At 54.1% G+C, this 16425-nt stretch carries 12 protein-coding genes; 5 read left to right on the top strand and 7 right to left on the bottom strand.

Annotation, left to right across the window (positions count from 1 at the left end; translation table 11 throughout):
* Nucleotides 1–428: 428 nt before the first annotated feature.
* The 5 genes from GOW56_RS21410 to GOW56_RS21390 all read right to left on the bottom strand — a co-directional run bounded on the left by GOW56_RS21410 (nt 429) and on the right by GOW56_RS21390 (nt 6430).
* Nucleotides 429–1682, bottom strand: a complete 1254-nt coding sequence (locus GOW56_RS21410; protein ID WP_171207131.1) for a carbohydrate porin — start codon at nt 1680–1682, stop codon at nt 429–431.
* A gap of 76 nt (nt 1683–1758) precedes the next feature.
* Nucleotides 1759–2931 carry a dipeptidase gene (locus GOW56_RS21405; protein WP_170568149.1) on the bottom strand — a complete coding sequence of 391 codons (1173 nt, stop codon included), beginning with the start codon at nt 2929–2931 and terminating at the stop codon, nt 1759–1761.
* 26 nt (nt 2932–2957) lie between these two features.
* Complete coding sequence (locus GOW56_RS21400; RefSeq protein WP_170568148.1) at nt 2958–3359, bottom strand: hypothetical protein; 402 nt, start codon at nt 3357–3359, stop codon at nt 2958–2960.
* A 119-nt stretch (nt 3360–3478) separates the two neighbouring features.
* Nucleotides 3479–4990, bottom strand: coding sequence for an amidohydrolase family protein (locus GOW56_RS21395; protein ID WP_171207130.1), 1512 nt, complete (start codon nt 4988–4990; stop codon nt 3479–3481).
* Nucleotides 4991–5056: 66 nt separating this feature from the next.
* A complete protein-coding gene (locus tag GOW56_RS21390) occupies nt 5057–6430 on the bottom strand; it encodes an amidohydrolase family protein (RefSeq protein ID WP_170568146.1) in 1374 nt (457 codons plus the stop codon).
* A 115-nt stretch (nt 6431–6545) separates the two neighbouring features.
* Between GOW56_RS21390 and GOW56_RS21385 the strand changes: the two genes are divergently transcribed.
* The 4 genes from GOW56_RS21385 to GOW56_RS21370 all read left to right on the top strand — a co-directional run bounded on the left by GOW56_RS21385 (nt 6546) and on the right by GOW56_RS21370 (nt 11520).
* On the top strand, nt 6546–7574 hold the full coding sequence (locus GOW56_RS21385; RefSeq protein WP_171172446.1) for an AraC family transcriptional regulator: 1029 nt from the start codon (nt 6546–6548) through the stop codon (nt 7572–7574).
* Between the two features lie 574 nt (nt 7575–8148).
* The gene (locus GOW56_RS21380) at nt 8149–10119 is read left to right on the top strand and encodes an alpha/beta hydrolase (RefSeq protein WP_171116954.1); all 1971 of its coding nucleotides are present in this window, start codon (nt 8149–8151) and stop codon (nt 10117–10119) included.
* 27 nt (nt 10120–10146) lie between these two features.
* On the top strand, nt 10147–10443 hold the full coding sequence (locus tag GOW56_RS21375; protein WP_170660744.1) for a hypothetical protein: 297 nt from the start codon (nt 10147–10149) through the stop codon (nt 10441–10443).
* 51 nt (nt 10444–10494) lie between these two features.
* Nucleotides 10495–11520, top strand: a complete 1026-nt coding sequence (locus GOW56_RS21370) for a hypothetical protein (RefSeq protein ID WP_171116952.1) — start codon at nt 10495–10497, stop codon at nt 11518–11520.
* Between the two features lie 246 nt (nt 11521–11766).
* On the opposite strand, the gene GOW56_RS21365 is transcribed toward GOW56_RS21370, so the two are convergent.
* Nucleotides 11767–12666, bottom strand: a complete 900-nt coding sequence (locus GOW56_RS21365) for a hypothetical protein (protein WP_254447280.1) — start codon at nt 12664–12666, stop codon at nt 11767–11769.
* Between the two features lie 271 nt (nt 12667–12937).
* On the opposite strand from GOW56_RS21365, the gene GOW56_RS21360 reads away from it, so the two are divergent.
* The gene (locus GOW56_RS21360; protein WP_171207128.1) at nt 12938–14851 is read left to right on the top strand and encodes a DUF3604 domain-containing protein; all 1914 of its coding nucleotides are present in this window, start codon (nt 12938–12940) and stop codon (nt 14849–14851) included.
* Nucleotides 14852–16309: 1458 nt separating this feature from the next.
* Here the strand turns inward: GOW56_RS21360 and GOW56_RS21355 are convergent.
* Nucleotides 16310–16425, bottom strand: a 116-nt coding sequence (locus GOW56_RS21355; RefSeq protein WP_171207127.1) for an integrase core domain-containing protein, incomplete at its 5' end; no start/stop codon positions are given.

Raw genomic sequence — 16425 nt, 5'->3', positions numbered from 1 at the left:
GAGTACACCCAATTGTGATACACGGTGAGTTTTGTGAAATGCTCAAAAAAGTCAAACGATTGACTGCTTTGGGCTCGGTACGGCCATTCGCCGCTTTTCGCATCGGTGGCCGCTCGCAGCCCAAACTTGCCGCTGGAGGATAGGTTGCGAACGTCTGCTTTGCCCTCTCTCTCACTGAACTCGGGCTACGGTTGTGGTTTTGAGCACCGGGTTTCGAAAGGGAGTTACGCTACATTCGGCTTTCAACGCGAACCTGTGTTGCTAAAACTGTGACAAGCTTCTCGAAAACGGAGTTTTCAACTTTGTCAGAGAAGCCTTCCAATCATAATTAGCCTGCAACTCTGCATTGACTTGACGGGCGGGTTAATCAGCGGAAGCTGGCCTACAGAATACCAAGTATGAGGATGAGGTTTCGTGTTTTTTCTGTCTTATAAGTTGAATCTCAACCTCAGCCCGAACACCAGAGGATCATCATCGGTGAAGCCGGGATTGTTCAGATACTGGACATCTGCCGTAAGCGCGAGGTTGTCGGAAATATCTAAGCGATAAAACGCTTCGACGGTGGTTTGCGTGTCAAGGTTTTGATCGGATGGGTCGGCGACCGTCACGCCAAACCCGATCAAGTCGTCATAAAACCCGGGGCGCCACATGACCCCGGCGTTGACCGCACGTCTGGCAATCGGGGCATCGCCGTCGGACCAGCCAAGGCGACCGAACAGCATAATGCTTTCGTCAAGGGTCACATTGCCTGACAGCATCGCTCCGTGACTGCTGGGCACACCAGCGTCATCTCTGTCATCCACATGGAATACACCGAGATGAACATTGGTGAGGTATCGCTGGTCTCTGGCAGGCGTCCAGCCGATCTCACCGTAGGTGAAAAACTCCGAACCGCCGGGAAACCAGTCTACATCCGTCAATGATCCATTGGCATCGCTGACCAAGCCAAGCGCATAGATCTGATCTGTAAAGTAACCTCCGCCAGCAACGCCAAAGCCAGGATCGGGAATGGGAAGGACTGGACTGAACAGAATTGAAAAATTCGAAAAAGTCGTGCGCGGGTTCACGTAGCCAAGGATATCGGAATAGTCGCCGGGGTCAATGCGACCGGCCACGAAGCCTCCGTTGATCCCGGACAGGGCCTGCGACCAATACGCGACCGACAGTGTAGAGTCCGTGTCGCTGAATGTCGTTGCCGTGACACCGAGATACCCAATTTCGCCCGCGAGACTGCCCGGCGCGATATCCGTGCCCAAACGATGACGGTTTTCGAGGATACAGACGAAACTGCCTGCATTGTCGGTCCCACGATTCAGCAATTCCCAGTTGCCAATGATCCGCGCCTGCCCCGAAGCGGCCTCGTCGGTGCCACTCAGGCTGTCTGAAGACTTCTGGTAGAGCGCTTGGTAGTCGAAGGACAAATTCAACCCAGTGCGTTTGGCAAAAGCCTCGCGCGACTGTTCGAGGGGATCGAAAAACCGATCCAGCCCCGGCAATCTGGAATCCTCAAGACGCCGGAGCCTGTCCTGCTCTAATTGCGCCTGAGCCGACGCTGGCCCCCCAAGCGATGCGGTGGCAGCCGCCTCCAACTGCCGTACCGTGCTGTTTTCTTGGGCTGACGCGCCCGAAGCGATGGCACCGGCAAATAAGAAAGCAACTATTTTGATGTGCTTCTTGGTCATACTCGTCCTTCGTTTAGGGCGGCAGCGGGTCATTCACGAATCAACCGGCCCGTGCGCGGCATATTTTCAAAGCGACCTACTCTCCCCAATTCGCTTCATAAAGGCGCATCAGATTGCCACCCATCAATCCGCGGATTTCGCTCTCGCTCCAACCGTGCTGTTCCTCCAGAACTCGGGAAACCGCCCATGCGTCGGCGGGCGGGGCCATCTGAGTTGGCAGACCATATCCCTGTTCCGGCGGGTACTTTTCGGGATTCCCAATAATTGGACCAAGTGCGACGGCATAGTTCTCGACATAATCGACGCCGAAGCAGGTTGCCTGTTTTCCGACAAGTTGACCGATGTAGTTGATATGCTTGGCAATGGCCTCCGGCGTAGCCTGAACTTGCCCATTCAGAAAGCCACCAAGGAAATTCACGCATACAACGCCACCGGTAGCAGCGACGGCTCGGATTGCTTCATCCGATACATTTCGAAGGTTCTCGTACAACGCGTACGAGTTGCTATGCGAAATCATCATCGGCTTGGTGGTAAGCTCTGCTGCTTCTATGCAAGTTTCCCATGAAGAGTGTGAGCAATCGACGATCATGCCAACACGGTTCATCTCGGCGACCACAGCTGCGCCCAGCTCGGTAACGCCCATGTCACTCGCCAAGGGGTCATTGTCGACCATACCAGCAGAATAGGGGCCGGTTTGATTGTACGAAAAATTCATCTGGCGGATTCCGAGATCCCAATAGCGCTGAACGTTCGCGATATCCTCGTCGAGCATATCCATGCTTTGCGAGTTCAGCATCACAGCAACAACGCCTGCCTCCTTGGCATCAATCAAATCCTGAACTGTCGTCGCCAGCGTGAAACGGTCAGAGTTTTCGTCAATCCACGCCTTCATGACATCAATCCGTTCGAGAACGGCGAGAGCACCTTCGGAGCCGTTGGATATCGTTGTGCTGAACGCAGCGTATCCATACTCCTCGTAATGATTGGCAAGGCTCTCCCAATCCTTGAGCAGGAAGTCGATACTCTCGAACCCGGGCGAGCCGACCGCAAGCGCATCGATCATTAGGGCGTCGACATACCGCTCCCGATATGCCAAATCGCCCTGCCTCGCCTCATCCCCGCGGGGATCAGCCATTTCCACAAGTTTCTCGATACGCGCGGCGATTTCCTCTTCGCTTGGCGGTGCTTGTGCAAAAACCGGACCGCTCAAAACCACCGCTGCAAGAGCAAGTTTGGTAACCTTTTTCATGCTTTCATCTCCTTTTTCACGACCCGTTACTTCAGATCATCCTGCGCTTTGATCTCAGGTACGCGGGACAACGCTTCGGCCATGTCCGCGCTGCTCATCAGTTCGATCATCTGGTAGTCATCGAGCAGCCCATCCCCAAGACGGCTGACGTAAAACGCCTGAATGAACGTGGGATCGTCAGGTAGCGAAACGGTGATGTAGTTTTTCCCGTTTCCGAGGCCCCAGTAGTAACTGAGAAGCTCCCCGCCAAGCGCCTCAATTCCACCTTTGACGCTAGCTGCGCGATCACCTGGATTTGCGATCTGCATTTCCCACGCGGCACTGTTGGACGTGCCGATGAAGAGAAATGTGCGCATGTTTTGGCTGTCTTCTGCATTGACCAATGTGGCGTATCCCGCCAGAAGAGCGCCCAGCATAAGATGTTTCATTGTGCGTCCTTTCAATGCTGAGCCTGCGGCGAGACGAAACAGGCTACTGTTTGGATGCTCGCGCCAAAAAAGGCGCGATCCGGCGCAGGCATAGGCAGAGTACAAAAAACCTCTGCTTATCACTCCAGCGTGTTCTTGTAGATCACGCCGTCTTTCATGATCATTCGAATGCTTGGGACATCCTGCCCGCGTGGCGGCGCATCAAACCATGTGTCCACCGCGCCGATGGCCGAGATGTCTTCAAGTGGGTTCCCGTCTACGATCAGAATGTCGGCGTAGGCGCCTTCTTCGATCACACCAAGCTTGCCTTCAGGGTAAGGGTTTCCTCGCCCGGTCAGCGCCGCCAGTTCGCCACCATTTGAGGTCATCATCTGCAATGCCCAGAGGTTGCCAAACTCACGCGCGACAAACGCCTTCGTAAAATCCATTGACTGGCGATAAGGGACACCCGTGAGAAGCACGTAATCGGAATCGAACACCATCTTCGGCTTGTATTTTTTTACAAGATCCATCAGCTGCTTGCTGTTTTCCCGCAACCACAGAAACTTCGCCGTCGGCGGGAAAGTCGGGTCCTGATGCATCGGGTGTTCCAGAGCTTCGGGCGCAAGCGCAGTCAGGTTGGGCGAAAAGAACGCCTCTTTTTCGACCAGCTTCTGCATCGTCGGTTCGGTAATGGTCAGGCCGTGGTCTACCACTTTGACACCAAGATCGAGCGCACGGGACAGGTCGCTGTCCATAAATACGTGCATAGCGACGTATGAGTCCACATCGCCTGCAACCTCTACTGCAGCAGAAATCTCTTCGTTTGTGAAAGCAGACTGATATATCGGGTCCTTGATCGATGTCACGCCACCGCTGACCATGATCTTGAGATAGTTTGCCCCTAAAGCAAAATTCCTCCTCGCACCCTGAAGCACCTCGGCGGGCCCGTCCACCAATCTGGTGATCTCCAGTCGCTCAAGATTGCTCTCGTTCTTGCGCTGACCAGCGATACCCCAGTCGCCGTGTCCGCCCGTTTGGCTAAGGCATGCGCCGGAGGAATAAATTCTTGGGCCGGGAAGTGATCCTTCATCAATAACCGCTCTCAGCCCACCATGAGCGCCGCACATATCGCGAACCGTTGTAAAGCCCATCGCCAACATTTCCTGCGCGAATGCGGCAGCACGTGCGCCAATCTCTTCCCATGTGGTGTCCTGAAGCCCCGGGATAGTCCCGTTCTTGTACATGTTCACATGCACATGGCTGTCGATAAGTCCAGGCATGAGCGTACGACCGTCTCCGTCAATGACGGTCACATCCACTTCTTTGGTCTCGATGCCGCGTTCCGTTTGAACGGTGAAGGAGTAGCCGTCGATGCCGCCGACTGGATCAGGCAACCGCTTGGATCCCCCGGTGCGCACATCGACTTCCCACTTCCCGCCCTCAGGAATGTCAGCGTCAATCTTGTGAATCTTGTTGCCTACCACGAGCACGTCGACGTCCTTGAGTCCGTCATTCACTCCATCAAAAACCATCACATTCTTGAAGAGTGTAACAGGGGGGATGTCACCTGTGGCCTCTTGTGCAAAAGCCGCGCTTGTTGTGAGAGCCAGTGCGCTCGCCATCATTGTAGATTTGCCGAGGTATTTCATAGGCTTCCTTTCCCTTCCGCTATCGGGGTGCGCGGGGTGCCGAGGTTAATTCACCCCGCGCGACACTCAATCGAGTGTATTCTTGTAAATCACGCCGTTTTTCATGATGATTTTCAGATTGGCGTCCGGCTCGGCCAGCAGCAGGATGTCCTCCAGCGGGTTGCCATCGACCAGCAGAAGATCGGCATAGGCACCTTCCTCGACCACGCCGAGGGGGCCGTCTTGATACGGGTTGTTCAAGCCGGTCAGTTGGTTCATGCGGGCGCCGTTCGACGTTGCGATGCGCAGAATGTCATATGCGCTGAAACCCGCTTCGTGCAGATATCCGATTTCGTCGTTCATCTTCTTGTCCTGCTCAAGCGTCTGATCCCAGTTGTTCACAAGGTCTGTGCCCAGTGTGTAGAGATCAATCATGCCCGGCGTCGTCTGGATCACTTCGATCATATTGGCCGCAGCATCCCGCACACTTTTCCATTTCACGAAGGACGCTGGCGTGTAAAAGGCTTCCGCTTGTTCGGTGGTCACCGAGTAGACCGGGGCCACCGCCGTCGCGAACATGATCTGCTTTTCGACCATGATCTCGGCAGCCTCCTTGGTTAGGAACGGGATGTGTTCAATCGTCTTGGCACCATTGTCGATGCAGTTGCGGATCGCCTGTTCGGTGAACACATGGCAGGTGACATAGGTGCCCCACTGCGCGGCCGTTTTGACCGCCATCTGAATCTCGTCAGCCTGATACTGAAGTGAGTGCAGCGGATCGAACTCTGACGTAACCCCGCCGCTGACCATGATCTTGATCTGGGTTGCCCCGCGACGCAGGTTTTCACGCACAGCCATTCGGATTTGCTCAGGTCCGTCGGCGATAAAGCTCATGTCCGTTTCGACCCAATGCGACGGCCCCTGACCCGACAATGTGGGATGCCGGTCGTTTAGTTTGCGGAAATCAGCATGGCCGGATGTCTGGGTGATAAACGCTTCCGAGGAATAGATACGTGGGCCCGGAAACATTCCGGTGTCAATTATGCGGGCGATGGATTTGGCCGGTCCTCCAAGGTCGCGCACGGTTGTGAACCCGTTCATGAGAATGCGCTGGGACCGGATCGTGGCGACGCCGCCAAGATGAAAGGGCGTGATATTCTGGCGTAACCCGTCGCTGAGCGGATTGAATACTGTAAGATGCACGTGCTGGTCATGCATACCCGGCATCAACGTGCGCCCACCGCCGTCGATGATCTGGACATTCGCTACAGCCAGAGGCTCGGTCGAAACTTCGGCAATCAGGTTGTCAACCACCAGAACATTGGCATTTTCGATCCGCTCTTCGTTCACGCCGTCAAAGACATGCACGTTGGTGAAGAGGATCGGAAAGCTTTCCTCTTGAGCAAATGAATATGTTGCGACCGCTGAAAGAAAAGTGGCGACCGTTAAACTTTTGAACATTTTGGAGTTCCTTCGTGGCAATGCACTGCTCTGCACGATTGTATCTTTGCGTGTGGCGCTCAGACTGTCATTAGCATTGTGGTTGAAATGCATAAAAAAATGCTCGAAAATGCGAATGAAAAAATTAAACTGTGAGTGTTCGGGTCGACAAATGAAACTCCCAACTGTTGAATGCTCGATGGCGCAACCTTTTGTGTCCCTTGCCCTCAGCCATGGCCTTGAAGTTGACAAATTTCTTGAGCCATCCGGCCTCAGTCTGAAGGACGTGCAGCGCGGCGAAGCGTTCATGGCAGGGCAGCATTGGTACGATCTGATCGACAATTTCGCGAAGGCATTGAGTAACCCGCATTTGGGGTTTGACGTCGGTGCGAATGCGGCTCTCAAGACATTGCCCAACCTGTCGATCCTTGAAACTCAAAGCGCGTCGCTCGGTGACCTTTTGATATCGCTAGTTGTGGACGTGGGCAGGATTTCGTCCATGGCGACCTACAATCTCGAGACCGACGGTCATGTCGCCAGGTTAGATGCAAAACGCACATTCAAGCCATCTTCTCCACCTGGCCAAGTCGACGGCTATTATCTGGGATTTATGGTTCGACTAGTTCGATCCGTCTGCGGTCCCGACTGGGATTCCAAAAAGCTACATTTCTGGGTTTGCAAACCTGATTGCATACCTGATTGGCAGAAAAAGGAGATTTCGGTACGCCAGACCAATCGCTTGGGCGCTCGCATCGAGTTTCCAGCGAACTGGTTGCTGCTTCGGTCCGGGGGTGGGCAAAGCCAGAATCTCCCGGAGAACGTCACAGGCGCCGACGACTTTCTTCAGCAAACCCGCGATTTGCTTGAACTGCATCTCGACAAGCAACCTGCCACCCTAAACTGGTTTGCCGAGTTGTATTCGCAAAGCCCCGACCGTTTGAAACGCACCTTCCGAGCCAATGGTACAAGCTTCAAAGCAGAACTGGAAAGATGTCGGGCGAAGCGAGCGAAGACATTGCTTGTAAACAGCCAACTTTCGATAAAAGAAATTGGTGAAAGTGTTGGGCTTCTGGACCAACCCAGTTTTCACAGGAGTTTCAAGCGATGGACCGGGATGACTCCGAATGAATTCAAGAAACGCAATCAGATATGCAACTCTGACTGATCGTTAAGCTAAAGATTACCGCTCCAAGATTCATAAGCGACGACGCAAGTCCCAACTTACTGCAGGCGTTGGCTCGCTTCGGATATCCGGCGTTTTTCCGTGGGACTTCAACGCCGCGAAAAGCGTAAAGACTCGGCCATACCGACTCAACAGGCTTCTCACGGGCGTTTCGGATATGGGCTGATACGGCCCCCGCAGCTTTCAAACGATCCAACAAATACGCTAAGCCCGCGAACGAAGCGCACTTCTGGAAAGCGGTCATTGATCAAATGGTGGCTTTGTCCGCAAAGTGGCCGTTCATGCCAAGTGAAGCGAACGACTGCTCTGAGCCCAAAGCAGACCTTCAATTCCAAGCAAGGTGACTTCCGAAATGCTGACAAAGCTGTCGTTGGTTGTTTAGTTTTCGATCTCCGGATTCTACAGGGTGGTGCCCTTTGCAAAGATGCTCTGACACAACCTCTCAATCCGTAGTGTTTGGATTTGAAGCGACGGAAGGACAACTCTCAATCGCTTCGCAAATGCAGTCCACTGATCTAAGGTTATAGAAAAATCAACAGCCTCATGTGGTGTGACCATGAATCCCGAACAAATATTTGCCGTCCTGTCTGCTTTGCTTGGAGAGCCTTCTGATCCGACGGCTTTTGAAGCTCAATTCGTGGGTGGAGCCGACACGCGCTATCCGGTCGAAATCACTCCGTGCTCGCGCCCCGTGGTCCCTGATGAGATTGACGGAGAAACTGTAATCTGCGGTATCGTGGCAGTACCTGAGGACCACAGAGATGCTCAAAGCAGGACCCTGGACCTGAGCTTCATCGTTTTCAAGGCTCATTCGCTGGCACCCGTGGCAGACCCGGTTGTCTACCTTCACGGGGGACCGGGCGGCGGTTCAGTTGAATCTGTGCGCTCGCTCAGTCTGTTTTTTGACCATTTGCGGGGGCGAAGGGACGTCGTGGCGTTCGATCAACGCGGCGTCGATGCAAGTGCCCCGGATATGGATTGCTTCGGGACTCTGGCAAAAAATCTGGAGCCAATCGTCGATCAGTTGGGCGGGGCTGACCTACCTCAGCTGGAGACGGCACTTGTTCGCGACTGCATTTCGGAATTGACCGAACGAGGCTTCGATCTTCCGCAGTTCAACACGACCCAAAATGCTTTAGATGTGCGAGCTGTTATGTCGGCTCTTGGCTACGCTGAGTACAACATTTATGGCGTTTCATATGGCACCAAGCTCGCGCTAGAAGTCATGCGCTCTGCGCCAGCGGGTGTGCGTGCGGTCGTTTTAGACAGCGTCGCCCCACCCCAAATCGCGCTTTACGACACTCTGTTCGTCCCACACACCGAGGCCATTTTTAATACGTTTGCACCGTGTGAAGCGGATCCTGTCTGTGCGGAGGCGTATCCCGATATAACGCAGCGGTATTTTAACCTCCTTGAAGACTTAGAGGCACGTCCATTGGAGGCTGCGGGGATCGAGATATCCGGGCAAATGCTTTTCAGCATTTTTTCCGGCAGAAACGATTGGTCCGACCCAACGATCCGGGGCTTCACCACTTACGCGCCCGCACTGGTCAGAGAGCTTGAGGACGGAACGGTCGACCTCATCACACAAATCATCAACGGTGACCTTCCACCCCAGCCCTCCGCAGAAACGTTGTTGGCGGGTACGTTGGACCTGAGCGCCGATGAAAAGGCTCTGGCGCAAGCTGCAATCAACGCCATGTCGCAAATGGAAATTGCTTCCGACACTGCGTCCTCGGCTTTGGAGCAACTTGAAGCGGATCGCGACCGAGATCTAGAACCGGCCTCCTTGGGAGAGTTCTTTGACGATGCTCTTGAAGATGCTCTGGCCGGGTTGCCTGATCGAGCGGATCGTTTGGCGTTTGCGCAAGACTATCTAAACCTACGGTTTGAAACGCCGCGTGCTGGAGCGTTGCTGGACCTAGTCCGCGCCCATTTCAATGAAGCGACAGCAGGACGGTTGGCCTCATTGATCGCTTTGCTCGGCCCCGAAGATGTCGAGCGCGTTTTCAACTTGATCGCAACAGATAACGCAGCTTTGCAAACCATTATGGAGGGTGAATTCGAGCTATTGCTCTACGCTTGCCAGGAAGATTTTGTGGACGGTTTCAACTCAGCGGCGGGATTTGGCGCTTTGGTAGCAGAGTTGGGCTACGGTCCATTGATGACAGCGGCTCTAGCTGAAATTCCGAGCCTATTTGCAGATTGCAGTGAGTTCACACCAATACCTCGAGACAACTATCTTGAACCCGTGCTTTCCGACATCGCGGTACTGGTCCTGTCTGGTGAGATTGACACACAGACCGCATCTTCCTGGGGTGGGCTAGCGGCAGACACTTTGCACAACAGTCAGTCGTTCCTGTTCCCGGAAACAGGGCACGGGGCCCTTGTTTTCAGCCAATGCGCCCGCGATATTGGTGAAGCGTTTCTGGAAAACCCCGGGGCAGGCATCGATAGCACATGCGTCTCGGATCTAAGGCTACCGTATTTGATGCCGGACGGCAGCTTGCATAGTGTCGAGAATTGAAGACTGCGTAAGCAAATGGAGACTCCAATGAAGGCCCTGATCACAGCAACGATTTTGGCGGTTGGCTTTGCATCGTCTGCCCATGCATTTGATCGTCAAACGACTGACGCGCTTCAACTGTGCCACGACTATTTGTGGGATGTACCCAAATATGCTGACCTGCCAAACGCCGCGATTTCCGTATTTCCGGGCATTTTGAACGATCAAAGTATCGTCGTTTTCTGGAATGTGTATTGGGACGACCCAACAGTGCGCGCAGCTGGTAACTGCACGATCATTGACGGCGCGGTGAAGGGTTTTGAAGATTATCTGGCGCAGGAATAGGACAAGACCCTTGCCGTCTTTTGCAAAAACGTGGCGCGGGTCGGAGACTTTATGAAGCGGTCAGCGTTTCTCTGGCTAGCGGCTGCTCTTCTTATAGCGGCGGGCACGACCTGGCTTGTATCTCGCCCTTTTTTACGGATTGAAACACTCAGAGACTTGGCGGAGGCAGTACCGCCTGAACCGGCGCTCCTGAACGCATCAGAGTTGGAGCAACGCCTTCTGGCAGTCGGCCTTCACCCGACCGGTCTGCTAAGCGATCTCGGCGTCGATGACCACCTGGCTCGGCTGGAAGCCGACAAGGTCGACGCAGCTACACTGAGCGCGTATGCCGATGCCATAGGCGAATTGTCGGCAGTCAGCGCGGATCGCGGTCAAGCCTTGCCGCCGACGCTTTGGGATGTGAGCACGCCAGCGCTTCGTGAGGCGGGCTGGACTGTATACACACTCACCGAAGCAATGGCATCAGATGCCGGAGCAATTCACGTCGCACTTCTATCTGATGCTTACGCGGCTTTTCTCGAGCGCAAGCCCAATGCATTGGAAGGCGCATTGGCGCTGCTGCCGCTTTCCCGTAACTATGTCGAAACGCTGCCAGAGAGTGCGCGAGCAGAGCGTGAACGCCATGCCAAGACAGAGGGACAGGCCACTCTGTTGATCTGGCAAGCTCTGTTATCAGGCACAAGCAGGTACAATCCCTTAACGCACCGCCCCCTGTGGAGCCACGGCTACATCGGCCACTTTAGTGTGCCGCACATCCATCAATATGCAACGGGCGAAGGCCTAACCGCGAGCCAGGTTTGGGGAGTTGACGGGTTCAATCCCGCGTTCGTCGGCCCCCCTACCAATAGCAACCAAGTGGAACATTTGGGCATTAGCGCATTGCTACAGGGCGTGGCGCATGTGCCGGGCGCAGTCTTAGCCGCCACTGAAGCATTCGAAGTCTTCGTCGATCACGATGACCCAGCCGCTGCCCGAGCGGATAGGGCATTGAACGACGTCGTGAGAACAGTACTTCTCCCCCGCATGGAGGAAGATCCGAACGCGCTGGTCTCTGCATTGACTAAAGCACTCCAATAGCGTTGCCACTTTGTAAGGTGGACTTTGATGCCGTTCGCCGCATTATCGAGATAGTCTGTTTCTTTACCCTGGGCGGCAGTCCGGAAGCGGACATTCGAAGTAGGTGCAGCAATCTGCTGGTTTGGGCTCGTTGCAGCCGTTCGCTGCACTTGGGATGAACGCCCCCTATCGTGGACAAATTAGACGCGTGAACTCAGCCGCGAGAAAAACTCCGTACACAACTGGCAAACTGGCTCAATGCTGTGGTCAGAACCTGACTCTGAACGCCAGCCCAACCAATGGCGCTGTTTCATAACTCTGACGACTAATTTCCAATCCATTCGCATCATCTAGCGTCAGGCGGCCGTCAAATTCTGCGCCAGCAAAGACACTTAATGAAACCCCAGGGTTCGGGTTGTACCCAACAGATAGAACTACAGGGATACTTTTATCCTCACCCACACCATTCGGGGCAAGGCCATCCCCATCCAACCTGAATCGAATCCTTTCCGAGCGCGCGGTCAACGAAATGTCCAAGGTGTCATTCAACGCGTAACTCAGTGTCAGTCCGGGACCTTGCGTCGCTCCTACACCAGAGCCAGTATTCAAGTTCCAGCGATCGTTTATGTCCCAGTCGATCAGCAGGGCTGGAAAAAAATCTGTACCGCTTTCGTCAAATTGAGAAAACGCACCAAAGGCCGGACCTATCGTCAAGCGCTCGCTCAGTTGCCAAGCAATTCCTGCAAAAATACCATGGGTTCTTCCTTCGGATGAGGAGGCCCCGCTTTGATAGTCCCATCTGATCTGTGGCGACACAAAAACTGTTGCTGTATCACTCACTCGAAGCCGCACAGGAACAGCGACGCGGAGGTCACGGATGTTTTCCCATGGCTGGTTGTTCGATTGGCTGAAGCGATAATCCAGTTTGCCAAAGCTGGTGGAAAGCCCAACTGAATTTCCTCCGTCCAGGTTGTAGAGTGCGGTCGCACGAAGAAATGTTCGACTTGCAGAGAACTCGCCACCGCCGCTCAAATCCGCATCCCCTTGAAATGCGGCAAGCCCATCAACTTGATACGCCCAACCTAGCCGCGGCTGTGCAGCCAACGGAAACGCTGTGAAACCTAGGGAAATAGCTCCAAAGCAACACGTTAGAATAAGGTTTTTCATATGACGTTTCCTAAGTGACGCTGGTTCCCTTTCGGGTTGCCACTCCTGAACCAGCGGTTCAAGTGCTTTCAAGTCTGATATGCGGACTCTGCATCCATCTGCATTCTTGCTCCAAAGTACCGCAATCAGCCCAAAGCGGTCCTTCAAAAACGAGTCTTGGACAGGTCCACGCGCGCGGATGGGGGGCGGCGGACCCCACTCACTTGAATATTTGATTTTATGCATGTTTTATCATACACTTTTACTTTGGTTTTTTGTCTGGGGGGCAGTCATGAAAACTCATTTTGAACCCACGATTATGTTGCATGCTGCAACCGCCTTGGCGCTTTCATTAGGAACGCAAGCAGTTGGCTTTGAAGGCGAAGTACCTCCAGATAAGGTGGTTCCTGCACAGACCTACTCTCCGTTTGTCGACCGATCTTATCCTGATCAGGTTCTATTTGGTGATCTTCACTTCCACACTGAAATCTCATTCGACGCAGGGCTTGTTGGGACTTCTCTGAACGTCCACGACGCCTTCCGCGTGGCCCGCGGTGAGAGGATAACTTCAAACACCGGACAACCTGTTCAACTCATTAGGCCCCTCGATTTCCTCGCGATTACTGAACACGCGGAAATGTTGGGACTTGCGACCGCCGTTCGAGCAGCTGACCCTCGGCTTTTGGCTGACGAGTGGGGTCGTTTGACCTACGAAAGGTTCAATTCCGGGCAAGAAGGTCGGATGGAGGCGTTCGCTGATATCATCGAAATCGCATCAATCGAAGGGCGAGACCCGACCGCTGGATTGGATTTGGACGGTGACCTTTGGCAAAAAATCGTGGAAACGGTCGACGAACACTACGAACCCGGCGTTTTCACATCATTGGCTGGGTACGAGTGGACATCAACTCCGAGAGGTAACAATCTCCACCGGGTGGTGATCTTCGGAGACGGCGCCGATAAGACCGGTCGAACCCGCCCATTTACCTATTTTGAAAGCGAAGACCCTGAGCCGTTGTGGGACTATCTGGCTGCGTACGAAGAAGAGACGGGTGGAAGCGCAGTATCTGTTCCCCATAACGGAAATATATCCAATGGAATAATGTTCGCGCCTACGAAATTCGACGGCACACCTATGGACGCGGAATACGCCGCCAAACGCGTTCGTTGGGAGCCGATGCATGAGGTAACCCAGATCAAGGGGGACGAGGAAACGCACCCATTCCTGTCACCTGATGATGAGTTTGCGGATTTCGAAACCTGGGACGTTGCGAATATCTCGGGCACCGTCGCAAAGACCCCTGAAATGTTGCGCTACGAGTATGGGCGCTCTGCCTTGAAGGTCGGGCTCGAAGTTCAGCGGGAGACAGGCGTTAACCCATTCAAGTTCGGCTTCTACGGCACGACGGACACGCACACCGCGCTCCCAACCACGCGGGAAGACAACTACTTTGGTAAGTACCAACACACAGAGCCTTCAGCGAACCGTCACAACTTTGATGTAATCCCGGCCGAAGACCCGGCATTGCGTATCCTTACGGCGCAAGAATCGGCTGCAGGCCTCACCGCTGTTTGGGCGCGCGAAAACACCCGCGAGGAAGTCCACGGAGCAATCAAGCGTAAAGAGGCCTACGCTACGACCGGGCCGCGAATGCGAGTCCGGGTCTTTGGCGGCTGGAATTTTGATGCCGATGATCTGTACGCCTCGGATTTTGTTTCCAACGGGTATAAGAACGGCGTGCCGATGGGCGGAGACCTTAGGAACGCGCCGAATGGGGTTTCTCCCAGATTCCTGATCCGGGCGCTGCGCGACCCAGACGGCGCGAACCTCGACCGAGTCCAAATTATCAAAGGCTGGATCGACGAGAGTGGCGTAACTCATGAGCGGGTCTTCGACGTGGCCGTCTCCGATGGCCGAGAGATTGGAGAGGATGGCCGTGCACACGAACCAGTAGGCTCGACGGTAGACATTGAAAACGCGACATACAGCAACTCAATCGGTTCTGTGGAACTCGCCGGTTATTGGCAAGACCCAGATTTTGACCCGAACAACAACGCGTTTTACTACGTGAGAGTGATCGAAATTCCAAAGCCGCGATGGACGACGATAGACGCAGCTTTCTACGATATACCGCTGCCCGAGGCGGTTCCCGCAGAAGTCCAGGACCGTGCTTACACATCGCCGATCTGGTTCAGCGCTGAATAGTGAAGCTAGTATTGCGACAAAGCTGGTTTTGAGCAATTTCGATTCCCACGGAACACGTCGGCAACCAGTTCCAATGGCTCGGAAACGTCCAAAGCGTGAGGACCCCTTCTGGCTCTGTTGCAGTACAAATCAAACCCGTTCTGATGCCACCGCGTCTGCTCGCTGGTAACGCCGGCAGTGGCCGCACGCTGTTCTTTGCAAGATCAACTTTTTGCGCGTTGCCGTCGTTTGTGCGGAGCGCAGCATCCGTTTACTTCGGGCTCGTTGCAGTCATCTGACCAATTCTGTTGGATGACTTCTTTCTACCAAATTGCCGTCGTCGCGTGACCGCAACCACGCCGGTGATTCAGTCGGGGAATCGATTCTCAAAGACCAGATCACGCATTGTCAGGACCCTTCGGTCACAACTACCCTATACCACTTCCTGATTTTCAATGACCTAACAACCATGAGCGTCACGTCTTCCTAGTGTCCGACTAGATGCTTTTGGTCTTCTGGCATTCAGATTTATCGCCGGAAGCGGGACGGAGTGTCGGCACTATTGCTGCTGATTTACACCGGGTGTCGCATCAGCGAGATTCTGACGCTGCGCTGGGGCTATGTTAGTCGCACCATCTGGAATTGCAGGGCAGCAAGACCGGACGCCGCCGCATTCCTCTACCGAGAGAAGCCCATGACATCCTGATGGAATTGCCTCGTCAACCGGGAAATCCATGTATAAAATTAAGCGCTTCTGACAGTGGACCGCGAAATGACCTGTAAAAATCGCGGCGGCGCATACGTAAGTCGGCGGGCTTGGACGATGTCCGTATTTACACCCCCATTTGACCCTTCTGATGCGTCTCAAAGCTGCGTGTGGCGCGTTGCGGGGAACAGCTTGCCATAGATCGTTGGCAGATCAGGACGTGGTCCCAGTTCGATGCCTTGTTCGGCGATGCCATTGCCGAGGCTTTAAAGAAGGTACGATACTGCGAGCCTGATCTTGACGATGGAAACCACGCGCGGTGGTCTAACCATACAATGTAGGGCTTGGTTGCTGGATCATCCGAGGATGACCTACTGGAAATGCGCAGCCACATCGACACCACAAGCGTTAAGCGCGCGCATCGCTATCGGCATATTAGGTTGATAACGACGCAATTGGCAGGTCTTGGAGTTACATTGGCCGCACTTGAAGGCATTCAGGAAAATGAGCTTAGTGATTCTATCGACAGTGTTAGAGCAAGCTCGCAGAGAGCATTAAGGCGGATCCTCAGCGAGCCGCAAAGAAACTGCATGAAGCCAAGAACAAATTCCGGTTCAAAGCGTAAACTGCCGACGAGCACCCACCTACTTTTGAACTGCGTCCGCGTGGGAAGGTTGCTCACTTAGCAGCCATTGGTGCGTTACTTCAATGCTGAGTTTGCAAAGTGCCACCTTCAAGGTGAGCAGCCTCATCTGACTGGTCCAAATTGATTGTTATTGCATTGTCGGCCTGCGATCCATTGGTATGATGGCTTCGGGCGCTGGCGGGCGATAGCCCAGTGCACTGTGGGGCCGCTTTGTGTTGTAGTGTCTCCTCCATTGTTCGATCA

The organism is Ruegeria sp. HKCCA0235A, assembly GCF_013033235.1.
Lineage (GTDB): Bacteria > Pseudomonadota > Alphaproteobacteria > Rhodobacterales > Rhodobacteraceae > Ruegeria.
This window is presented reverse-complemented; position numbering and strand designations above follow the sequence as displayed.

Bases quoted from the DNA above. Each gene is read 5' to 3' on its own strand.
- GOW56_RS21400 (WP_170568148.1), bottom strand. From the start codon at position 3,359: ATGAAACATCTTATGCTGGGCGCTCTTCTGGCGGGATACGCCACATTG.
- GOW56_RS21365 (WP_254447280.1), bottom strand. From the start codon at position 12,666: ATGAAAAACCTTATTCTAACGTGTTGCTTTGGAGCTATTTCCCTAGGT.
- GOW56_RS21410 (WP_171207131.1), bottom strand. From the start codon at position 1,682: ATGACCAAGAAGCACATCAAAATAGTTGCTTTCTTATTTGCCGGTGCC.
- GOW56_RS21370 (WP_171116952.1), top strand. From the start codon at position 10,495: ATGAAGCGGTCAGCGTTTCTCTGGCTAGCGGCTGCTCTTCTTATAGCG.
- GOW56_RS21360 (WP_171207128.1), top strand. From the start codon at position 12,938: ATGAAAACTCATTTTGAACCCACGATTATGTTGCATGCTGCAACCGCC.
- GOW56_RS21380 (WP_171116954.1), top strand. From the start codon at position 8,149: ATGAATCCCGAACAAATATTTGCCGTCCTGTCTGCTTTGCTTGGAGAG.
- GOW56_RS21385 (WP_171172446.1), top strand. From the start codon at position 6,546: ATGAAAAAATTAAACTGTGAGTGTTCGGGTCGACAAATGAAACTCCCA.
- GOW56_RS21405 (WP_170568149.1), bottom strand. From the start codon at position 2,931: ATGAAAAAGGTTACCAAACTTGCTCTTGCAGCGGTGGTTTTGAGCGGT.
- GOW56_RS21390 (WP_170568146.1), bottom strand. From the start codon at position 6,430: ATGTTCAAAAGTTTAACGGTCGCCACTTTTCTTTCAGCGGTCGCAACA.
- GOW56_RS21395 (WP_171207130.1), bottom strand. From the start codon at position 4,990: ATGAAATACCTCGGCAAATCTACAATGATGGCGAGCGCACTGGCTCTC.
- GOW56_RS21375 (WP_170660744.1), top strand. From the start codon at position 10,147: ATGAAGGCCCTGATCACAGCAACGATTTTGGCGGTTGGCTTTGCATCG.